This is a genomic window from Sorangium sp. KYC3313 (assembly GCF_052075895.1).
GTDB classification, from domain to species: Bacteria; Myxococcota_A; Polyangia; order Polyangiales; family Polyangiaceae; genus Sorangium; species Sorangium cellulosum_B.
Genome location: NZ_CP197255.1, coordinates 6274742 through 6294142, shown reverse-complemented (window position 1 = coordinate 6294142; position 19401 = coordinate 6274742). Strand labels below are relative to the sequence as shown.

Below are 19401 nucleotides of genomic sequence, written 5' to 3'. Positions count from 1 at the left end.
GCAGCGGAGATTGCGCTACGCCCAGCGGAGCTGGCGCAGATCGTCCCAGACATCGCGCGCGGAGTGGTAGCGGTAGGCGTCGCGGCGGCGCAGCAGCTTGGCGATCACCTGGCTGAGCGGCGTGCCGAGCGCCTCGGCCTTCTGCCGGGGGGTGCCCTCGGCGATCTGCCGCGTGATCTCCTCGTAGGCGACGTTCACGTCGATGGCCGGCTGCCCGGTGTGCATCTGGTACATGAGCAGGCCGAGCTGGTAGAGGTCGCTCTGCGTCGTCGTGTAGCCCGCCGTCACGAGCTCTGGCACGAGGATCTTCGGGTTCGCGACCTGCGGGCGGAACCAGCGGGTGACGCCGTCGAGCTGGTGCGCCACGCCGAAGTCGGTGAGCTTGACGAGCGGCCTGTGGTCGAGCTGCGAGATGAGCACGTTGCCCGCGTGCAGGTCGGCGTGCACGACGCCGTTGTCGTGCAGGTACTGCAGCGTCATCAGCAGCTGGCGCGAGAGCTCCAGGAGCAGCGGCGGCTGGAACGGGGCGCCGAGCAGCGCCCGGAGGCTCGTGTCGCACCGCTCGAGCGCCAGGTAGAACAGGTAATTCACCTCGAACGCGTCGTGGATGTAGACGATGTTCGGGTGGCGGAAGCTCTCCAGGCGGAGCATCTCGCGCGACCACTCTTCCTTGACGACCTGGTAGGGCTTGTTCGCCGGCCGCAGCATCTTCAGGGCGTACACCTGATCGAACGGCCCGCTGCACTCGTACACCGAGCCATACTGCCCGTCGCCGATGAGCGCCCCGATCACGTACGTCCCCCGGGTGGAGGTCAGCGCTGAGCCCGGCACCGGAAACGGGATCAGGAAACTACCAGTGGAAGACCAGGTCACGGCGAGGCCATCGTAACCGAAAACGCTGGCGCCCGTTCACCCCGCCGCGCGCGCGGCGCAGGGGGCGCCCATGTCCCCCGCGCGCGGCGCGCCGAGGGCGGCCGGCCGCTCATGAAGCGGCGAGCTTCCGCACGATCTCCGCGGCCTCGGCCTGATCGAGCTCGAGCGCCGCGGCGACGTCGAGCAAGAGCTCGCGCTCGCTGCTCCTGACGATCCCGTCGGCGACCACGACCTGAGCGGCCAGGAAGAAGGCGACCTTCCGGGCCTGCGGGCTGGCGAGCCGTTCCTTGAGCGACGCGAGCCGGGCCGCGCGGCCCTCCTTGTGGAGCTGCTCCACCACGGTCTGGAGCAGCGTGTCCATGGTGCCCTGCGGGATCCGTCGATCCGTGAGCGACTCTACGCTCCGGGCGAAATGGATCTTCTCCTCCGGGCTGAACTCGCCGTCGGCGAACGCCGCGAGGAACATCAGCTCGACGAGCGCCTCGAGGTTCGGCTCATCAAGCGTTTGCAGCGGAGGAGGGCTCATCTGGGGCATCGGCTCCGTGTACACCGAGGCCCGGCGCGGGACCAGCCCTGGAGCGTCCCCCTTACCCCGCGCGCCCGGGGCAAACGTGCGCGCCCGGGGCAAACGCGACGGGGTTGAATGTGCCCGAGGGGCGGCATTGGGAGAGCGCTCCCTGTGTGTCATGAGTTCGAGCATGCACGTGCGCGAACTCGCCCAGTCGCTCCTCGGCGCGCTCTTCCTCTGCGGCTGCAGCAGCGTGACCGCGGCGCGGCGCCCTGCCGATCCGGGCCCACCTGCCCCCGAGCGGCGCGCGGCGACGCCGCAGGCCGCGGCGAGCGCCGAGGCGGCCCCGCCGCCGCTGCGGCTGCCCTGCGAGGCGGACGATCTCGTCGGCTGTACGAACGGCTGCGCCGACCACCAGATCGAGGACTGCGTGACGCTGGGCTCGATGTACCTGGGCGGCGCGATCGTCTCGATCGACGTGGAGCGAGCGATGACGCTGTTCGAGAAGGCATGCGCGGAGGGAAGCGCGCGCGGCTGCTTGCGGCTCGGCGACGCCTACCACGATCGGCTCGCGCGCGCCGACGGCGCCGGCGGGGCGAGCGGGGCGGACGAGGCGGCGCTCTACTGGCACGCGCGCGCATGCCACGCGGGCGCGAACCTCGGATGCCTCGCGGCAGGCAGGGCCTACCTCCACGGCCAGGGCGCGAGCGCCGATCCCGGGCGCGCGGCCGCGCTGTTCCAGCGCGTCTGCGAGCGTGGGAACGCCCCCGCCTGCGTCGAGCTCGGACATCTCCACGCGGAGGGCGAGGGCGTGAAGCGCGACGACCGGAAGGCGGTCGAGCTGTTCACGAAGGCGTGCAAGCTGGGCCTCGACGAGGGGTGCCTGCGGGCGAGCCGGTCCGGCGACGTCCTCCCGCCGCGCGACTGACGCGTCCTCGACCGCGGCTCGTCGCCGTCAATCGGTCCGGCGGCGCTGGGCGATGTCCAGCGCCGCCGTGATCATCGCGGCGAGCTGTGTGTCCGACACGTTCTCGGAGGGGAGCACCACGAGCTCGGCGCCGATGCGCCGCGACAGCTCCATGAACCCTTCCGGATCGAACGCCCGCACGTCCTGCGTCATCACGATGGCCAGCGGGTTCAGCCATGCCGCGCTGCCGCGCAGCGACACGAGATCGCACGCGAGCAGGTCGGCGCCTTCGACGAAGACCAGCCGCCGGCAACGCTCCGCGAGCTGCTCGCTGGCGCTCACGATGAGCACCACCGAGGCCGATGCCGTCCGCTTGCTGCGCCCCGCTGGGCGCGTCGGTAGCTCTCGCGTGCTCATGAAGCCCAGGTCAGCGAGCGAGCAGCGGGCGCCCGTACGGGACGGGCCCGGCGCCCGGCGCCCGGGCCCGCGCCTCGTCGGCGAGGGCGAGATCCATGACGAAGGAGCCGAACGGCAACCGGAAATCCCGATCGTTCGGCTTGGTCGCGTAGAGGGCGAGCAGCGAGAGCACGCTCCCGATCTGCGCCGCGGCCGGATCGCCCTCGCACGCGTTGAAGCGGTCGGCGAGCGTGCACAGCTGCCGGAAGAGCGGACCGCCCGGGTGCGGGCCGGCGCTGCACATGGCGAAGGTGCCGCTGCCGCGATATCCGAGCTTCCGGCGCTTCCTGGCGGGGGTACGGGACGGAGGTACCATCGTCATGATTGCTGCCCAAGTCGCCTGTGAGGGGTGAATCGCCCCACGCCGGGGCTGACCTGCCGCGGGACGCTCTCCAACCAGTAATAGAGCAGCCCGAAGAGAGTCAATCGGAGAGGACGCCGCGGGCCGCGCGAGCGTGAAATTCTGCGGAATCGTCCCCCGTCCGGGCAGCGCGTGGGTATACGTCATCGCATGAAGGCAGTCGTGCTTGCCGGCGGCAAAGGCTCCCGGCTCCGCCCCTACACCGCCCTTATCCCGAAGCCGCTCATGCCGATCGGGGATCACACGATCGTCGAGATCCTCCTCCGGCAGCTGGCCCGGGCGGGGGTCACCGACGTCGTGATGTGCGTCGGCCACCAGGCCGCGCTCATCGAGGCGGTCGTCGGCGAGGGCAGCCGATACGGGCTGCGCATCTCCTACCAGCGCGAGGATACGCCGCTCGGGACCGTGGGTCCGCTCCGGGTCATCGAGCGGGACCTGCCGGAGCGCTTCCTCGTGATGAACGGCGACATCCTCAGCGATCTCGACTTCACGGCGCTCCACCGGACGGGCGAGTCGACCGGATCGCCGCTCACCGTCGCCGTCTGCGAGCGCGCCTCGAAGATCGACCTGGGGGTGCTCGACCTCGGCGCCGACGGGCGCGTCGTCAGCTTCCGCGAGAAGCCGACGTACACGTTCTGGGTCAGCATGGGCATCTACGCGATGAGCCGCGGCGTGCTGCGCTTCATCCCCGAGGGCCGGCCGTTCGGGTTCGACGATCTGATGCACGCGCTGCTCGGCGCCGGCGAGCCGGTGGCCACCTTCCCCTTCCGGGGCCACTGGCTCGACATCGGAAGGAGCGACGACTTCGCCGAGGCGCAGGACGAGTTCGAGAAGAACCGGCAGCGGTACCTACCGGAGTGACGCGGCGAGCGCCTCGCACACGGCGTCGACGTCGGCGTCGGCCATGCGCGGGTGGAGCGGCAGCGTGAGCTCGCGGCCCGCGATCGCGTCCGTCCGCGAGAGCCCCTCCTTGCGCACCCGGTCGGAGGCGCCGTGGTGCGAGAAGCGGTGGATCGGCGTGTAGTGCACGCTCGTCTGGACCCCGCGCGCCTTCATGGCCTCCATCACGGCCTCGCGCGAGGTGCCCTCGGGCAGGAGCACCGGCATGAGGTGGTGCGCGCTCTCCCCCAGCCCGCGCGCGTAGAAGTCGCGGTACGGCAGCCCGAGGCCCCGCGCCCCGGCGAGGCGCTCGTGGTAGCGCGCCGCGAGCGCGCGCCGGCGCGCGTTGCCCGCCGCGAGCCGGCCGAGCTGCACGAGGCCGATGGCGCTGCGGATCTCGTCGATGCGGTAGTTCATGCCCGCGTCCACGACGTCGTAGGTGAACGCGTGCCCCTTGTGCCGATCGAGGGTGAGCGTCGTCATCCCGTGCGCGCGGAGGAGCCGCATGCGCGCGTGGAGCGCGTCGTCCCTCGCGATCACGGCGCCCCCCTCGCCGACCGCGAGGTTCTTGTTCGAGAAGAAGCTCAGGCAGCCGACGTCCCCCAGCGTCCCGAGCGCCCTGCCCCGGTAGCTCGCCAGCGGCGCGTGCGCCGCGTCCTCGACCACCGCGAGCCCCCGCTCGGCCGCGATCGCGCAGATCGCGTCCATGTCGCAAGGGTAGCCGGCGTAATGGACGACCGCGATCGCCCGCGTCCTCGGGGTGATCTTGCGGACGATGTCGGCGGGATCGATGCTGAGGTCGTCGCCGCCGACGATGTCGGCGAGCACCACGTTGGCCCCGCACAGGAGCGCGGCGTTGGCGGTCGCCACGAACGTGAGGCTCGGGCAGATCACCTCGTCGCCGGGGCCCACGGAGAGCGCGGTGTACGCGAGGTGCAGCGCGGCGGTGCAGTTCGTCACGGCGAGCACCCTCGGGGTGCCGAGCGCCTCGCCGAGCTCCCGCTCGAACTGCGCCGTCCGCTCCCCCATCGTCAACCAGCCCGACGCGACGACCTGCCGCGCGGCCTCGGCTTCTTCAGGCCCGAACGAGAGATCGCTGAGAGGTATCTTCCACATGGCCTTCCATCCATCCAGCCGGCGCCTCGCGGAGAGGTCGCGCGAGGCGCTGGCGCCCGGCCGCGCGGCGGCGCGCGTCAGATCGCGTACTCGCGCGGCCGGTAATCGGTGAGGTGACGCTCGACATAGGCGTACGTCCGCGCGAGCCCCTCCTCGAGCGGCACGCGGGGCGCGTAGCCGACGAGCTCCGCGGCGCGACGGAAGTCGGCGAGCAGCACCATGACCTCGCTCGCGTCGGGGCGCACCCGGGCCTCGTCCGTCACGAGCTCCGCGCGCTTGCCCGTCACCTCGAAGATGAGGCGGACCAGATCGCCGATGGAGATGGCGCGCCCGCTCCCGACGTTGAGCGTCTGCCCCACGGCCCGCGCGCTCGATCCGACGAGGAGGAAGCCGGCGACGGTGTCGGTCACGAAGTTGAGGTCCCGCACCGGCGCGGTGCTGCCGATGCGGAGCGCGGCGCTGCCGGCGGCGAGCTGCTGCATCACGCTCGGGATGATCGCGCGCGACGACTGCCGCGGGCCGTAGGTGTTGAACGGCCGGATGGTCGCCACCTCGAGGCCGAACGAGAGGTGATAGCTCTCGGCGAGCTTGTCGGCGCCGATCTTCGTGGCCGAGTACGGGGACTGGCCGGTCAGGGGGTGCGCCTCGTCGATCGGCGTGTAGCGCGCGGTGCCGTAGGTCTCGCTCGTCGAGGTGTGGACCACGCGCGCGCCGTGCTCGCGCGCCGCCTCGAGGACGTTCAGCGTGCCCTGAACGTTGGTCGCCACGTACTGCTGCGGGGCCACGTACGAGTACGGGATCCCGATCAGGGCCGCGAGGTGGAACACGACGTCGGCGCCGCGCACGAGCGACCGGACCGCGCCCGCGTCCTCCACGTTGCCGGGGACGACCTCGACCTGCGCGAGGACGTCCTCGGGGAGCCGGTCGAGGTGCCCGCGCCGCGAGCCCGAGGTGTAACGGACGAGCGCCCTCACGCGCGCGCCCTCCCGGACCAGCGCCTCGACGAGGTGGCTGCCGATGAACCCGCCGGCGCCGGTCACCACGACGCGCTTGCCGCGATAAAAGCCTTCGCTCACGGCCGCGTCCGTGGCCCCTGCGGGTTCGCGCGTCAAGCGCGTACGGAGGCGGCGCGCCCGTTTGCGCCCGGCAGCGCGCTCCCGAGCGCGGCGCTGGCCGGCGCGCGCCGCGCTCGGCCAGCGCCGCCGCGCAGCGAACCGCGGGGCTCGCTGGCGGACGGCGTGGCGGGGATCACTGGATCTGGATCTGGTCGGTGGGCGTGTTGCCCGCCCCCTCCGGCGTGCCGATCTCGCGGTGCACGCAGAGCCCCTGCTTGCAGTAGGAGTCCGGCGGGGCCTTGCAGTCCACCTTGGGCTCCTCGCACTTGCCCGTCTTGTAGCTCTCCGAGAGGGGCTTGATCTTGTCGAAGGTCGCGTTGCTGATGGGCTTCGCACAGCCCGGCCACTCGCTCTGACGGCAGTCGGCGTCCGTGTTGCAGTGCTGCGCCTTGTTCACCATCTCGAAGGCGTCGCCGCGGACTTTGTCGCACTCCTTGGGATCCATCTTGCTCTCGCAACCGGCGACCAGCGCGAGCAGCAGGAGGAAGCTCGCGGTCATGCGGAGCGAGGTCCGAGGTCGGAAGGAGGCCGATCCAGGCCGCCCGCGTCGACGAGCACACGTGATCATTCAGGTTCTCCCGGTCAAGGCCGCCCTTCCGCGCCGGAGGGGCAGCGGCCTGCGCCGGGCCCTTCGTATCACGGCTGGATCCGGGCGCGCAGCTGGCGTAGCCCGTCGGCATGGAACGTCCTCGAGAAGGCTCCGGGATCAGCGGCTCCCCGCACGGCGGATCCGGCATCCGTGTTCGCAGCTCCCTCCGGGTGCTCACCCTGAACATCTGGAACCGCCACGACCCGTGGGAGGCGCGCCTCGAGCTCATCCGGGAGGGTCTCCGCGAGCTCGATCCCGACGTGGTCGGCCTCCAGGAGGTGCTGTCGCACGAGGGCCGCTCGCTGGCCGACGACATCGCGGACGGGCTCGGCTACGAGGTCGCGTTCGGCGCCGCGCACGACCTCGGCGGCGGCGTGCTCTTCGGCAACGCCGTGCTGTCGCGCTGGCCGATCGCGCGGAGCCAGGCGTTCCCCCTGCCCACGGGGGAGACCGACGAGAAGCGCTCGATCCTGCTCGCCGAGCTCGGGTCGCCCCACGGCGCGATCCCGTTCTTCGTCACCCACCTCAACTGGAAGTTCCACCACGGCGCCGTGCGCGAGGCGCAGGTCGCGGCCGTGGCCGACATCGTCATGCGCGAGGCGCCCATGGAGGGCCTGCCACCCATCGTCGTCGGCGACTTCAACGCGCAGCCCGAGGCCACGGAGATCCGGTTCATGAAGGGGCTGCACGCCCTGAACCAGAAGAGCGTTTACTTCGCCGACACCTTCGACCAGGCGGGCAAGGGCCCCGGATTCACCTTCGATCCGGTGCGGAACCCGTTCGCGGCCATCACGAACGAGTACCCGCGCCGCATCGATTACGTCTTCGTCCGCGGTCCGGACGCGCAGGGGCGAGGCAAGCCGCTCTCGTCGAGGGTCGTCTTCGAGGAGATCCGCAACGGCGTCGCCGCTTCGGATCATTACGGGGTTCTCTCGGAGATCTCGATGTAAAGCGGGGGCCGGCGCCCCTCGGGGGCGTGCGCTCCGGCACGTTGCCCGGGGATGCCCTGTTCACGTGTACACTGGCGGCATGTCGTCCCCTCGATCACCGGGCGGCGGACCGCCGAGTCCGCCCGACGCGCCTGGTGAGAGCTCGGCTCCTCCGCCTGCTGGCGCGGTCCGCGTCGGTCCGGTCGTGCCGGACGCCCTGTCGCTCATCGGCGGCACGCCGCTCGTCCGCCTTGCCCGGATCTCGCCCGAGGGCGGAGGCGTCGTCTACGGCAAGCTCGAGTCGATGAACCCGGGCGGCAGCGTCAAGGACAGGGCGGCGCTCGGCATGGTGCTCTGCGCCGAGCGCGAAGGGATCCTCAGGAGAGGGTCGACCATCGTCGAGGCGACGAGCGGCAACACGGGGATCAGCCTCGCGATGATCGCCGCCGTGCGCGGCTACCGCTGCGTGGTGGTCATGCCCGAGGACATGAGCGTCGAGCGCCGGCACGTCCTCCGCGCGTACGGCGCCGAGATCGTCCTCACGCCCGAGGGCCAGGGCATGGCCGGCGCGGTCGCCCGCGCGAACGAGATCTGCGAGGCGACCCCCGGCGGGTGGATGAGCCAGCAGTTCCAGAACCCGGCGAACCCCGGCGCCCACGCGCGCGCCACCGGCCTCGAGATCCTCGCGCAGACCGGCGGCGACATCGCGGCCTTCGTCGCCGGCGTGGGCACCGGCGGCACGCTGACCGGCTGCGGGCGCGTGCTCCGGGATCAGCTCGGCGGCGCGGTCCGCATCTGCGCCGTCGAGCCGACGAAGAGCGCCGTGCTCTCCGGACGAGGCGCCGGCCCCCACGGCATCCAGGGCCTCGGCCCCGGCTTCGTCCCGGCGATCCTCGAGCGATCGCTCATCGACGAGATCCTCACGGTGACCGAAGCGGGCGCCTCGCGCATGGCGCGGCGGCTCGCCCGCGAGGAGGGGCTCCTCGTCGGGCCGAGCTCCGGCGCCAACGTCCACGCGGCCGTGGAGATCGCGCGCAGGCTGCGCGGGACGATCGTGACCGTGCTGCCCGACTCGGGAGAGCGCTACCTGCTCTGAGCCACGGCCGGCGGCGGCGAGCGCAGCGCGCGCCATCCGCCGGACGCGGCTCAGGGCGGCGGTCGGCCGTCCCGACCGGGCGCTCGGCCGCCCGCGGCGATGGAGCGGCGGTGCGCCGCTGCCGCGACGCGCGCCTGCGCGCCGTGCGCCACGTCGTGGAGGACCCGCTCGACCACCGGCGCATGGATCGCGATCAGCCGCGCCGGGGCCACCCCCAGGGCCAGGGTGAGCGCGACCAGCGCGAGCAGGAACGCTCGCTCGCGGAGCACGAGCGCCTCCAGCGCTGCGCCCTTCAGGTGGCGCCGGAGCGGCCCCAGGAAGGTCCGCTGGAACGCCCGGAACAGCGTGATCCCGTTGAGCGCCGCCGCCGTCAGCGCCAGCACCGCGAGCACGGGGTGGGCGCGCAAGATTCCGTGCAGGAGCAGGTCCTCGCTCACGAACGAGAGCGCCCCCGGCATCCCGATCATCGCGCACGCGAGCAGGAAGAAAAAGGCGGCCATGCGGGGCGTCCGGGCGACGAGGCCGCCGAGCTCCCGCGTGTCCGCCGTACCGGCGCGCGCCTCGATCGCGCCGACGACCATCGCGAGGCCCGTGATCGCGATCGACAAGGCGACGCTCTGCAGGAGCGCGCCGCTCACGCTCTGCGAGCTCAGCGAGGCGACCCCCAGGAGCACGAGCCCCTTCTGGCTTGCCACGAGGTAGCCGAGCAGCCGGCGCAGATCGGTCTGGACCAGCGCGAGCACCGCGCCGTGCAGCGCGCTGATCAGGCCGAGCACGGCGAGGATCGGCATGCCGTCGGCGCAGCCCGCGGGCAGGAGCGTCACCCCGACGCGAACGAGCACGCAGACGCCGACCTGCATCTGGGCGAGCAGGAGGGTCACGCCGAGCGGCCCCCGCTCCAGCAGCACCGGCAGCCAGCCGTGGAACGGCACGGCGGCCATGCGCATCAGCACGGCGATGCCGACGAGCGCGAACAGCGGCGACTGCCATGCTTCGGGGACGCCGACGCGGGCGATCTCCTCGACGTCGAACGGCAGGGCGGCGCCCTGGCGCGCGGCGAGCACGGCGATGGCGCCGATCGCCACGACGAGCGGCGCCGTGCCCCCCAGCAGGAAGATGCGGCAGGTGCGCCGGAGGAGCGGGTCCTGGGCGCCCTCCCTTGCGACCAGGCGATCCACCGGCACGAGCGCGGCGACCCACGCCGCCGCGAGCACCGCGAGATCGACGGCGCAGAACACGCCGAGGATGGCGCTGCCGGTGGCGAGCAGCGCGGCGGCGCCGGGCGGATCGATCGCGGCGCGCGGGCTCGCGGCGACCAGGGCGAGCAGGACGAAGCCGAGCAGCGGGAGCAACGTGACGGTGAAGCCGTCGAGGCCGAGGCGGAGGCGCGCCCCGAGGAGCGGCAGGGCGGGCCCCCCGGCGGTGAGCGCGACGCCGGCGTACGAGAGCGCGAGCGGCAGCAGCGAGAGGAGCAGGGTGAGCGCCGCGCCGATGAGGGCGACGCGGCGCGCGCGCTCGTCGCTGCGCGCCCGGGCGGCGAACAGCGCCGCGATCGCGGGCGTGACGATGAGCGTCCCGAGGAGCGGAAAGGCGTTCACGTGCGAGCCCTCTTCGTATCGCGCGCGCGGGGCTGGAAGGCCGCCGCGATCTCTGTCTCTTCGCGCTCGCCCTCGTCGCCGGGCGCTGCGGGGGCGCGCTCAGGCCAGCCGCTCAGCGCCGCCACCCAGCGGCGCTCGCTCCGGTCGAGCAGGCGCCCGAGGCGCATCAGCGGCGCGGCGACGAGCCGCTCCTGCAGCCCCTCGAGGTGGAAGCGCTCGAGGGACAGCCAGTACGCGCGCCGCACGAGCGCCGCCGGCAGGAGCCGGCCAGCGAGCCCGAGGTGCGGCAGCGGTTCACCGGCGTGCGCGGCCCGGATGTCCTGCGCGTCGCGGAGCGCCGAGGGGGCGCGCAGCAGCTGGAGGCAGCGCAGGCAGGCGTGGGCGAACAGGTGGACGAGCGCGAGCCAGTAGAGCCCGAGCCCGATCTCCACGAACATGAGCCCCACCTGCGTCATCGTCGCGTGCGCGAGCGCGCCCTTCACGTCCGCCTGCACGCGCCCCACCATCGTGCCGTAGACGGCCGTCGCCGCCCCGACGCACGCGATCACCACGCTCGCGGCGAGCGAGCGCTGGAGCAGCGGGGCCGCGCGGAGCATGAGGTACACCCCGGCGTGCACCGAGAGGGCGCCGTAGAAGAGCGCGCTCGATGGCGTCGGCCCCTCCATCGCCCGCGGCAGCCAGCTGCCCAGAGGAAACTGCGCGCTCTTGCCCATCGCGGCGAGGAACAGGCACAGCGCGAGCGCCGTGGCCGCGCCGGGCCCGAGCGACGCGGCGGTCCCGGGCCACGGCGAGCCGCCGAACACCTCGCCCCACTGCGAGGAGCGGGCGACGTCGTGCATGAGCACCGCGCCCCCGAGCAGCCCGATGTCGCAGAGCCGGTAGGTGATGTACACCCGCACCGCGGCCCGCGGCGGCGCCTCGCGCTCGTGGAAGAAGGCCACGAGCAGCACGCTCGTCGCGCCGACGAGCTCCCAGCCGGCGAAGAGGAGGTCGACGGTGCCCGCCGACACGAGCCCCAGCATCCCGGTCGAGAACAGCGCGAGGAGCAGGAAGAAGCGCGCGAAGCCCGGCTCGCGGTGCAGGTACGCCACCGAGAACCTGCCGACCAGGAGCGCGATCAGCGAGACGAGGAGCATCATCGTCGCCGAGAGCCGATCGACGAGCAGGACGACCTCGAACGCATACTCGCCGAGCTCGAACCAGTGGCCGAGCGCCACCGGGACGAACGCGTGGGGCGCCGCGACGGCCGAGAGCCATATCGCCAGCGAGGCCGCGAGCGAGAGCGCGAGCGCGGAGAGCACGACGCGCGACACGACGCGCTCGCTCGGCGTGCGAAGGAGCAGCAGGTAGGCGCCGAGCGCGGCGAACGCCGCCGCCGGAGAGAGCACGGCGAGCGCGGCGAGCTTGCCGAGGAGCACATCAGACAGCATGGTCGACGACCTCACGTGGCCGCGTGGACGCGGCTCGAATGAGCGCAGGCGGAACGAAGCCGGACCTCCCGGCGTACCAGTCGGCGGAGCGCTGGACCGCGGGCAGGGGTTGATCCGGCGGAGAGAACGGCGCGAAGCCGTCGCCCGTGAAGCACGCGATCCGGCGCGTCGCCGGATCGACGCAGGCGAGCTGGATCCAGCCGTTGCCGATGAGCTCGCGGAGGGCCGGCTGCCGCGCGCAGAGCGCGGCGGCCGTGTCCGTGCTCGCGTCGACGACGACGAGCAGGCGCACCGGCTCGTGGATCTCGATCATCTGCTTCGGCAGGCCGGTGCGCAGGTCGCTCAGCGATCCCTCCATGACCCCGAGCAGCGAGGCGAGGTTGTGAGGGAGCTTGGTGCCGGCGCCGTAACGGCGGTTGTCGACGCAGGAGAAGTAGTACTCGAGGTTGATCCCTGCCCCGACCGGGCCGACCGCGAGCAGGATGCGCTCGAGGATCGCTCCGCCCTCGTCCTGGGTCGGGTCGTACGAGACGAGGAACGCCCTGCGGTCGAGGAACAGCCCGCGGGTGAGCGAGCGGCGGCCGACGACGCAGACCGCGTTGGTCACGTGCCCCAGCTCGGGCCGCGCCTCGCTGAGATCCGCGGCGCGCTCCTCGACGTGCGCCAGCGCCCGCGCGGCGTCGCCCTCGCGCGGCGCCGACGCGAACCTCCGGCAGCGCTCGTGCGCGTGCTGCTGGCGCGCGGCGTCGAGCGCACCGACCAGCGCCGAGAGCTCGCCGCGGTGGGACGCCGGCACGAGGTGCTGGTCGTAGAGGACGATCTCGTCCGTCGTCGTGTTGTTCATGCCGCCGAGGAAGACGGTCCCGTCCGGGATGTCGATCCCGCGCGCGGCGAGCAGCACGCGGACCTCGGGATCGTTCGCCATGGCCGCGAACAGCCGCGCGTTCGGGCCGCCGTGGCGGCCGCCGCACGCGCCGCAGTCGTACGCCGACTGGTGCGGGTTGTTCACGCTGGTCGCCCCGTGGCCGAGCACGACCACGATCGGCGCGAAGCGGCGCGTGAGCCCCATGTTCTCCAGCGTGGCGGCCACGCGGGCCGCCTTGGCCGCGGCGGTGAACGGCTGCCCCTCGCCGCCCGCGGCGGAGCCCTCGTCGCGCGGGCTGTGGAGCCGCGTCGGCACCGGCGGGAGCAGGCGCCGCTCGAGGGCGCCGCGCAGCCTCGCCGCCGCCCGCGGAAAGAGGGTGCGTCCCACGAGCGGGACGGTGGACAGGAGGCCCAGGGTCGGGGTGAGCAGCACGCCGCGCGCCAGGGTGCGGGTACCGCGCCCCAGCGCGTGCAGGAGCCGCGCCCAGCGCTTGCGGCGAGCCATTCGGCGCCAGCCCGCCTCCTCCTCGTGCGGCCGCTCGACGATCTCGTGCGCCGGCTCCACGCCGATCGGGCAGAGGCTCACGTGGCCGGCGTCGTCGAGCCCGCGGTAGCGGATCGGCACGCCGAAGAACCCGGCCACGCCGAAGGTCTCGTGCCGCGGCGAAAGCTCCTCGAAATGCCTCCGGAGGCCCTCGCAGCGGTCGTCGATGCAGAACGCGACCTGGAAGCGGGGCGCCTCCACCGAGCGCTCCTCCTCCGGGCGGCCGAGGTTCGCGGCGATCCCGTGCAGGACCTCGGTCCGGTGGTGGTGCTCGTAGGCCTCGTGCAGGACGCGGCGCCGCGCGATCTCGTCGAACGCCTCGAGCGCCTCGAGCGCCCAGACGCGCTCCGCCTTGGATAGCGGCTCGATCTCGGCGGCCGAGAGGCCGGCGAGCTGAGCGAGTTGGAACAGGCGGAACGGCCGAGCGTGATCGGGCGAGCTCGACGGCGGCGCAGGCGGCCGCGCGGCGCGCCGGGCATGCTCGACGAGGCCGGCGAGCGGTCCTCGGTACCCCAGCCGCCGACGCGCGACGTCGCGCAGCGCGTACCGGGCGAGCGTCAAGCGCACGGCGAGGTACTCGACCAACGACACGGGCGGCGATCCCGGAGGCCGGTCGCTCGGCGTGTGCTCGAGGCGGTGGATCATGCCGGCCCAGCCCGGCAGCTCGAGCAGCACGCGTGTCACGTACACGTCCCAGTGATCCTCGGCGACGGAGAGCTCCTCGAGGGCGCGGACGGCGATCGCGGGCGGCGACAGCGCCTCCGCGTCGAACCGGCGGAGCTCCGCGTCGAGCCCGACGAAGGCCGGGGCGGCGAGCCGGGAGCCCTCGAGCGCCATGTCGCGAAAGCAGCGCCAGAGCCCGTTCGCGCGATCGGGCATCGTCCAGTGGGCAATGCCCTCGTCGAGGTAAGCGCCGAGGAACCGGATCATGAGCGGATCGATGAGCTCGGCCGGATCCTCGCCAGCCAGCTCGACCAGCAGATCGCGCTGCGACCGGCCTTCGCCCACGCGCTCGACGAGCGGCGGCTCCAGGGGCGGGGCGGGCGGCAGCGGCACGGCGCGGCACGCGTCCCAGAGCGCGAGGGCGGCGCGCGACTCCGGATCGCGGCCCCCCCGGTCGAGGAGGCGCGCCGCGATCTCCGGGCGCGCCTCGAGCCAGCGCTCCGTGCTCTGGACGATACGCCGGCGTCGCTCGTCGGGGACGTCGGCCCGGAGCTTGCGCGTCTCCCCGGCCTCGGAGATGCGCCACAGCAGGCCCGCTGCCGTCTCGGCGTCGATCGGATGGCGCAGCGCGAGCCGCTCGATCTCGCGCCGGGACAGCGGGCCCCGCCGCTCGTCCGGCTGCGCGGCGAACCGCCCCGCGAGCGCGGCCTCGAGGTCCTCGTCGCCGATCCGACCCGACGCGATGTGCGCGCGGTAATCTGCCTCGGAGAGATACGGCTCGGCCTCGAAGACGGCGCTCGCCGCGGCGAGCGCGTCATGAAATGGCAGGTGCTGGAACGCGTGCAACGTGTTGTGGTGGACGAACACGCCGATCGGCCCCTGCGCCGGCAGGAGGTGTCCGGCGTGCTCGACCACGTCGCGCAGGCGCCTCTGCCGGGCGGCGCTCGCGCGAAGATCCTGAGAGGGCTCGCTGTTCATGCGGTTCCCGAATGACGGTTGTTCCTGGAGAGCCCCACGCGCGCTTCCCCCTTTCGCGCCATGGCGTCTCGACTCGACTCAACGCTCGGCGACGGGGCTGATGACAGGCCGCTTCCTCGCCGAGAGCGGGTGGGATGACATCTGGAAATGATCGCCGAGGCCGGCGAGGGTCAACTTCCGCCCATTTCGCTCCATCACGCCCTGGAGCTCATGCAGGTTGGACATGACCGTGTGATCGACCAGGCGGGCATTCGCGAAGTCGATCTCGATGCTCGAAGCGTGCGCGTGGCTCTCGATCTTCCGCTGGATGCTGAGGTAATTGCTGAAGATCGCGGCGTGCTTGACGCGCAGCACGACCCGCCCCTCCTCGACGCGCTCGTCCACATCGGGGCGGAAGACGACGCGCAGCGGCGCGCCGTTCGTGAGGTGAATGAGCAGCTTCACGGCGATGCCGGCCGCGACGCCAACGAGCAGATCGGAGACGATGCACATTGCGGCCGTGGCGGCGAAGATGACGAGCTGCTCCCTGCCGATGCGGAGCGTCTTCGCGAACTCCTTGGGCGACGCGAGGCGGACCCCCGTGAAGGTGAGCATGGCGGCGAGCGCGGCGAGGGGGATCCGGTGGATGAGGCCCGGCGCGAAGGCCACGAAGAGGAGGAGGAAGATCCCGTGAAAGAAGTTGGACAACCGGCTCTTCGCGCCGTAGCCGATGTTCGCGGAGCTGCGAACGATCTCGGAGATCATCGGCAGCCCGCCGAGCAGGCCCGCGATGAGGTTGCCCACGCCCGTGGCCAGCAGATCCTTGTCGAGATCGGAGCGGCTCTTCGCGGGATCGAGCGCGTCGACGGCCTTCGCGGACAGGAGCGACTCGATGCTGCCCACCAGCGAGAACATGACGATATATTTGATGGACGCGGACGTGCCGACGTGGCTGAAGTCCGGGAAGACGATCGCCTGGATGAGGTTGCCCGGCAGGTTGACGAGGAAGCTCGGCCCGATCGCGTACGTCGTGTGGGTCGCCGCGAGCGAGTAGGTGTGCTCGTGCTCGAGATCGAAGAGATAGGCGAGCGGCACGGACAGCGCCAGCACCAGCATCGGCGCGGGGATCTTCTGCATCCAGCGAGCTCTCTTGGCGACCACGGGATAGCCGAAGAGGAGGATCATCGAGAGGATGCCGATCGAGGCGATCTCGGGGTTCAGGCGCAGCAGGCTGCGCGGGATCTCCAGGATCAGGTGGAGCGGGTCTTTCGCCGCAGGCGTGACGCCGACGAGCGTGTGGACCTGTTTCGAGCAGATGATGATCCCGATGGCCGCCAGCATGCCGTGGACCACCGAGGAGGGGAAAAAGTCGCCGAGCGTGCCCGCGCGCGCCAGGGCGAAGACGATCTGTGTCACCGCGGCGACGGCGATGCAGGCGAGCGCGCGGCGGTAGCCCACGGCGTTGTCCCCACCGCCGAGCTCCTGAACGGCGCCCAGCGCAATGACGATGAGGCCCGCGGCGGGCCCCTTGATGGTCAGCGGCGCGCTGCCGAGCCAGGTGGCGACCATGCCACCGACGACGGCGGTGAGCACGCCCGCGATGGGGGGGAATCCGCTCGCCATGGCGATGCCCAGGCAGAGCGGCAGCGCGATCAAGAAAACGAGGAACCCTGAAACCAGGTCGTTCCTCCATGTGGACGCCGAGGACGTCGACGCCCTCGGAATGTTCGGATTGGACATGCGGTGCTCGCCTTGGAGTTGGGGCACCATGTGGGCCCGCTGTTCGTCAGAACACGGCCCAGGACGGGACCAGTCGGTCGGAGGTTCCCGCTCGGGGTGACGATTTCGTACGGCCCCCAGGAACCTCGGCGCGGATCCGTTCCGTCCCAGGGCGGCCGATGGACAGTTCTTCCTCCTTCGGGGTGACGTCGCTCGCCCCCTCGTGGCGCGAGCAGCGGGCGCTACCCCTCCGTCCATTCCACGCTAGAGTTCCGGCCTTCGACGCTCTAGATGCTCGAGCGGCCCTCATGACCGAATCGCAACCCCCCCTCGGCGAATCGCGCGCGGAGTTCGAGTCGGCGGTGCGCCCGGTGCTCCCTCGGCTCTATCGATTCTGCGCCTCGCTCTGCGGCGCGCGAGATCAGGCGGACGATCTGTTCCAGAACGCGTTGCTCAAGGCCTACCTGCACGCGGCGTCCTTCGAGGGACGCTCCGACCTCGGCGTCTGGCTCTGCGGGATCGCTCGGCACGAGTACTTGGAGGCTTACCGGACCGAGGCGCGGCGCCGCAGCCTGCTCGATCGGCTCGTCGAGGTGTGCACCGACGCGCTCGGCATCCTCCCTCGCACCGAGCTCTCGAGCCCGGAGGCGGCCGCGATCTTGAGCCAGGACACCGGGGTGCTCCTTGCGTGCCTCCAGCAGCTGCCGGAGGAATTCCGCACCGTGGTGGTGCTATGCGACATCGAGGAAGTCGGGTATGACAGCGTGGCCGAGATCCTCGGGATCCCCAAGGGGACGGTGAAGAGCCGCCACGCCCGCGGGCGCGCGCGGCTGCGCGACGCCTACGAGCGTCTGGCCGCGCCGCGCGTCGTCGCGGAGCGGGAGGGTTCGACGTGAGCGAGCGCGACGACGATCTGCCTCCGATCCCGCGGGATCTCGCCGCGAGCATGCGGGCGCTGCGCTCGATGAGCCCCTCCGATGCGCTCGTCGAGCGCGCCCTGAGCAAGCTCCCCGAGCGACCGGCGCGCCCGGCGGCGGCCCGCGGCGCGCGCTCGCAGCGGGCGAGCAGCCGCTGGGGGCGGAGGGCGTTCATCGCGGCCCCGGCGCTCGCTGCGCTGACGGCCGCCGTCCTCGTGGCGGGCGACAGGGGCGCGTGCTCTCCGGCGATCGAGCGATCCGAGGAGCGCGCCGTCGCCTTGCCCGACGAAGGGCACGCGTGGACGCACCTCGATCTGCTGACCCACGGCCACGCGGACGAGCCGGCGGTGGTCCAGATCGAGGTGCCGGAGCACGTGCGCGTGCGGTTGCCTGACGGCGAAGGTGGGTCGCTGGAGCAGCACTGCCGGCAGGAGCGCTGCTCGCACAGGCTGACGCGCTACCGCGGCGACGCGCCGCTCGGCGTGGCCGTGGCCCATCCGGGCCGGTATGAGATCCACGTCCGTCACGAGTCGAACGAGGCGCGCGTGCGCGAGCGCTTCGTTCTGATAGCTGTACGCGAGTGAGCCCAGCGAGAGGTGGTAACGCAACCTGGGTGGCTCCGGTCGTTACCGCGACCTGCGGGCAGCCCCAACGTAGGTAGTCGGCCCGGCCGGCCGGCTCATTTCTTCGCCGCCCTCTGCTCTCCGCGGACAGGCCCGCTCGGCACCCGCACGCGCCCCGCTGCGACGTAGCGTTGCACCGTCCTCAGGCTGATCCGAAGTCGCGCCGCCGCCTTGACCTTGTCGCCCCCGTCGCGCTCCAGCGCCGCCTCGACGATCTGCTGGATGAGCGACTCCAATCCGTCGTCCAGGTCGAGCGCGGGCGAGGTGCTGGCGCGCGACACGCCCGCGGCGGGTTCTTCGGGCACGACCAGCGAACGGACGCTCTCGGGCAGATCGGCCACGCGCACCTGCCGCCCATCCCGGAGCAGGCAGAGCGTCTCCACGACGTTCCGGAGCTCGCGCACGTTGCCAGGCCAGTCGTAACGGAGCAGCAGCGCCTTGGCCTGCCGGCTGAACCTCGGCGGGCGAACCCCGTGTCGCGCCGAGTGCTGCGCGGTGAACTGATTCAGCAGGGGCGCGATATCAGCGCGCCGCTCACGCAAAGCGGGGACATTGAGCGTGATGCCCTGGATTCGATAGAACAGGTCGGCGCGAAAACGACCCGCGCGCACCTCCTGATCGAGGGGCCGTAGCGTGGCAAACATCAACCGCACATCCGCCTCGATCTTCGTCGCGCCGCCGACGCGCATGTACCGGCGGTTTTCGAGGAATCGCAGGAGCTTCGCCTGCATGGGCATCGGCATATCACCGATCTCGTCGAGCAAGAGCGTGCCCCGCTCGGCCGCTTCGACCTTGCCCTTCGCTCGCTCGCTTGCCCCGGTGAACGCGCCGCGCTCGTGACCGAAGAGCTCGCTTTCAAAGAGCGCGTCGGGGATGGCCGCGCAATTGATGGGCACGAACGGCCCCCGCCGACGCTCCGAAAGCTCGTGCGCGCGCCTCGCGAGCACCTCCTTGCCGGAGCCGCTCTCGCCGATCAGCGTCAGGGTGACGTCCTTCGCGGCGACAGCGCGAAGGATCTGGTCCGCCTTCTTCATGGCGTGCGAGCGCATGATCGGCTCAAACACCACGTCAGGTCGTCGTTTTCGCTCTCCCACGCGAGAAATATTGCGCGATCTGGTCGCAACCTGCAAGCCCGAGCGCGAGATCGGCTCCGGCGATCCACGTCGCCGCTCGACTGGCGAAATTCGTCGGCTGTTCGCCTTGGAAATGCCGAGAAGGCGCGCCGCTTCGAGCGCTCCTGGCGCGGTTCACGGCCAG

At 72.0% G+C, this 19401-nt stretch carries 18 protein-coding genes; 6 read left to right on the top strand and 12 right to left on the bottom strand.

All coding sequences use genetic code 11. From position 1 onward, the window contains the following. Positions 1-15: 15 nt before the first annotated feature. Positions 16-831, bottom strand: a complete 816-nt coding sequence (locus ACSRUE_RS24485) for a serine/threonine protein kinase (protein WP_441285697.1) — start codon at positions 829-831, stop codon at positions 16-18. 151 nt (positions 832-982) lie between these two features. Then, a complete protein-coding gene (locus ACSRUE_RS24480; RefSeq protein WP_441285696.1) occupies positions 983-1399 on the bottom strand; it encodes a tellurite resistance TerB family protein in 417 nt (138 codons plus the stop codon). Positions 1400-1571: 172 nt separating this feature from the next. On the opposite strand from ACSRUE_RS24480, the gene ACSRUE_RS24475 reads away from it, so the two are divergent. Continuing rightward, positions 1572-2309, top strand: coding sequence for a tetratricopeptide repeat protein (locus ACSRUE_RS24475; RefSeq protein ID WP_441285695.1), 738 nt, complete (start codon positions 1572-1574; stop codon positions 2307-2309). 27 nt (positions 2310-2336) lie between these two features. Here ACSRUE_RS24475 and ACSRUE_RS24470 read toward each other — a convergent pair whose 3' ends face one another. Then, complete coding sequence (locus ACSRUE_RS24470; protein ID WP_437274480.1) at positions 2337-2705, bottom strand: hypothetical protein; 369 nt, start codon at positions 2703-2705, stop codon at positions 2337-2339. Positions 2706-2715: 10 nt separating this feature from the next. Then, positions 2716-3066 (bottom strand): hypothetical protein, encoded by a 351-nt coding sequence (locus ACSRUE_RS24465; protein WP_437766607.1) that lies wholly within the window; start codon positions 3064-3066, stop codon positions 2716-2718. Positions 3067-3255: 189 nt separating this feature from the next. Here ACSRUE_RS24465 and ACSRUE_RS24460 point away from each other — a divergent pair, with 189 nt between their 5' ends. Continuing rightward, positions 3256-3966 (top strand): nucleotidyltransferase family protein, encoded by a 711-nt coding sequence (locus ACSRUE_RS24460; RefSeq protein WP_437766606.1) that lies wholly within the window; start codon positions 3256-3258, stop codon positions 3964-3966. Here the strand turns inward: ACSRUE_RS24460 and ACSRUE_RS24455 are convergent. The 3 genes from ACSRUE_RS24455 to ACSRUE_RS24445 all read right to left on the bottom strand — a co-directional run bounded on the left by ACSRUE_RS24455 (position 3955) and on the right by ACSRUE_RS24445 (position 6714). Continuing rightward, on the bottom strand, positions 3955-5100 hold the full coding sequence (locus ACSRUE_RS24455; RefSeq protein ID WP_441285694.1) for a DegT/DnrJ/EryC1/StrS family aminotransferase: 1146 nt from the start codon (positions 5098-5100) through the stop codon (positions 3955-3957). The two genes, ACSRUE_RS24460 and ACSRUE_RS24455, sit on opposite strands and share 12 nt — an antisense overlap. 77 nt (positions 5101-5177) lie before the next feature. Continuing rightward, entirely contained in the window at positions 5178-6176 is a 999-nt protein-coding gene (locus ACSRUE_RS24450; RefSeq protein WP_437766604.1) for an SDR family NAD(P)-dependent oxidoreductase, read from the bottom strand. Positions 6177-6348: 172 nt separating this feature from the next. Continuing rightward, positions 6349-6714 carry a hypothetical protein gene (locus ACSRUE_RS24445; RefSeq protein WP_437766603.1) on the bottom strand — a complete coding sequence of 122 codons (366 nt, stop codon included), beginning with the start codon at positions 6712-6714 and terminating at the stop codon, positions 6349-6351. Positions 6715-6893: 179 nt separating this feature from the next. Between ACSRUE_RS24445 and ACSRUE_RS24440 the strand changes: the two genes are divergently transcribed. Together ACSRUE_RS24440 and cysK are read left to right on the top strand one after the other, a co-directional pair. Continuing rightward, positions 6894-7754: an endonuclease/exonuclease/phosphatase family protein gene (locus tag ACSRUE_RS24440; RefSeq protein ID WP_441285693.1), complete on the top strand. Its 861-nt coding sequence runs from the start codon at positions 6894-6896 to the stop codon at positions 7752-7754. 184 nt (positions 7755-7938) lie between these two features. Beyond that, the gene (gene cysK, locus ACSRUE_RS24435) at positions 7939-8829 is read left to right on the top strand and encodes a cysteine synthase A (protein WP_441285692.1); all 891 of its coding nucleotides are present in this window, start codon (positions 7939-7941) and stop codon (positions 8827-8829) included. A 50-nt stretch (positions 8830-8879) separates the two neighbouring features. Here the strand turns inward: cysK and ACSRUE_RS24430 are convergent, their stop codons facing one another. The 4 genes from ACSRUE_RS24430 to ACSRUE_RS24415 form a co-directional block, all read right to left on the bottom strand. Next, the gene (locus tag ACSRUE_RS24430) at positions 8880-10427 is read right to left on the bottom strand and encodes a complex I subunit 4 family protein (protein WP_441285691.1); all 1548 of its coding nucleotides are present in this window, start codon (positions 10425-10427) and stop codon (positions 8880-8882) included. Further along, on the bottom strand, positions 10424-11857 hold the full coding sequence (locus ACSRUE_RS24425; RefSeq protein WP_441285690.1) for a proton-conducting transporter transmembrane domain-containing protein: 1434 nt from the start codon (positions 11855-11857) through the stop codon (positions 10424-10426). The genes ACSRUE_RS24430 and ACSRUE_RS24425 overlap by 4 nt, the downstream gene beginning before the upstream one ends. After that, positions 11847-14906: a YbcC family protein gene (locus tag ACSRUE_RS24420; protein ID WP_441285689.1), complete on the bottom strand. Its 3060-nt coding sequence runs from the start codon at positions 14904-14906 to the stop codon at positions 11847-11849. The genes ACSRUE_RS24425 and ACSRUE_RS24420 overlap by 11 nt, the downstream gene beginning before the upstream one ends. 78 nt (positions 14907-14984) lie before the next feature. Then, complete coding sequence (locus tag ACSRUE_RS24415; protein WP_441285688.1) at positions 14985-16625, bottom strand: SulP family inorganic anion transporter; 1641 nt, start codon at positions 16623-16625, stop codon at positions 14985-14987. Between the two features lie 287 nt (positions 16626-16912). Between ACSRUE_RS24415 and ACSRUE_RS24410 the strand changes: the two genes are divergently transcribed. After that, positions 16913-17500, top strand: coding sequence for an RNA polymerase sigma factor (locus ACSRUE_RS24410; protein WP_441285687.1), 588 nt, complete (start codon positions 16913-16915; stop codon positions 17498-17500). Further along, a complete protein-coding gene (locus ACSRUE_RS24405) occupies positions 17497-18105 on the top strand; it encodes a hypothetical protein (RefSeq protein ID WP_441285686.1) in 609 nt (202 codons plus the stop codon). Before ACSRUE_RS24410 ends, ACSRUE_RS24405 begins: the two co-directional genes overlap by 4 nt. 95 nt (positions 18106-18200) lie before the next feature. On the opposite strand, the gene ACSRUE_RS24400 is transcribed toward ACSRUE_RS24405, so the two are convergent. Then, the gene (locus tag ACSRUE_RS24400) at positions 18201-19274 is read right to left on the bottom strand and encodes a sigma-54 interaction domain-containing protein (protein ID WP_441285685.1); all 1074 of its coding nucleotides are present in this window, start codon (positions 19272-19274) and stop codon (positions 18201-18203) included. Between the last annotated feature and the right edge of the window lie 127 nt (positions 19275-19401).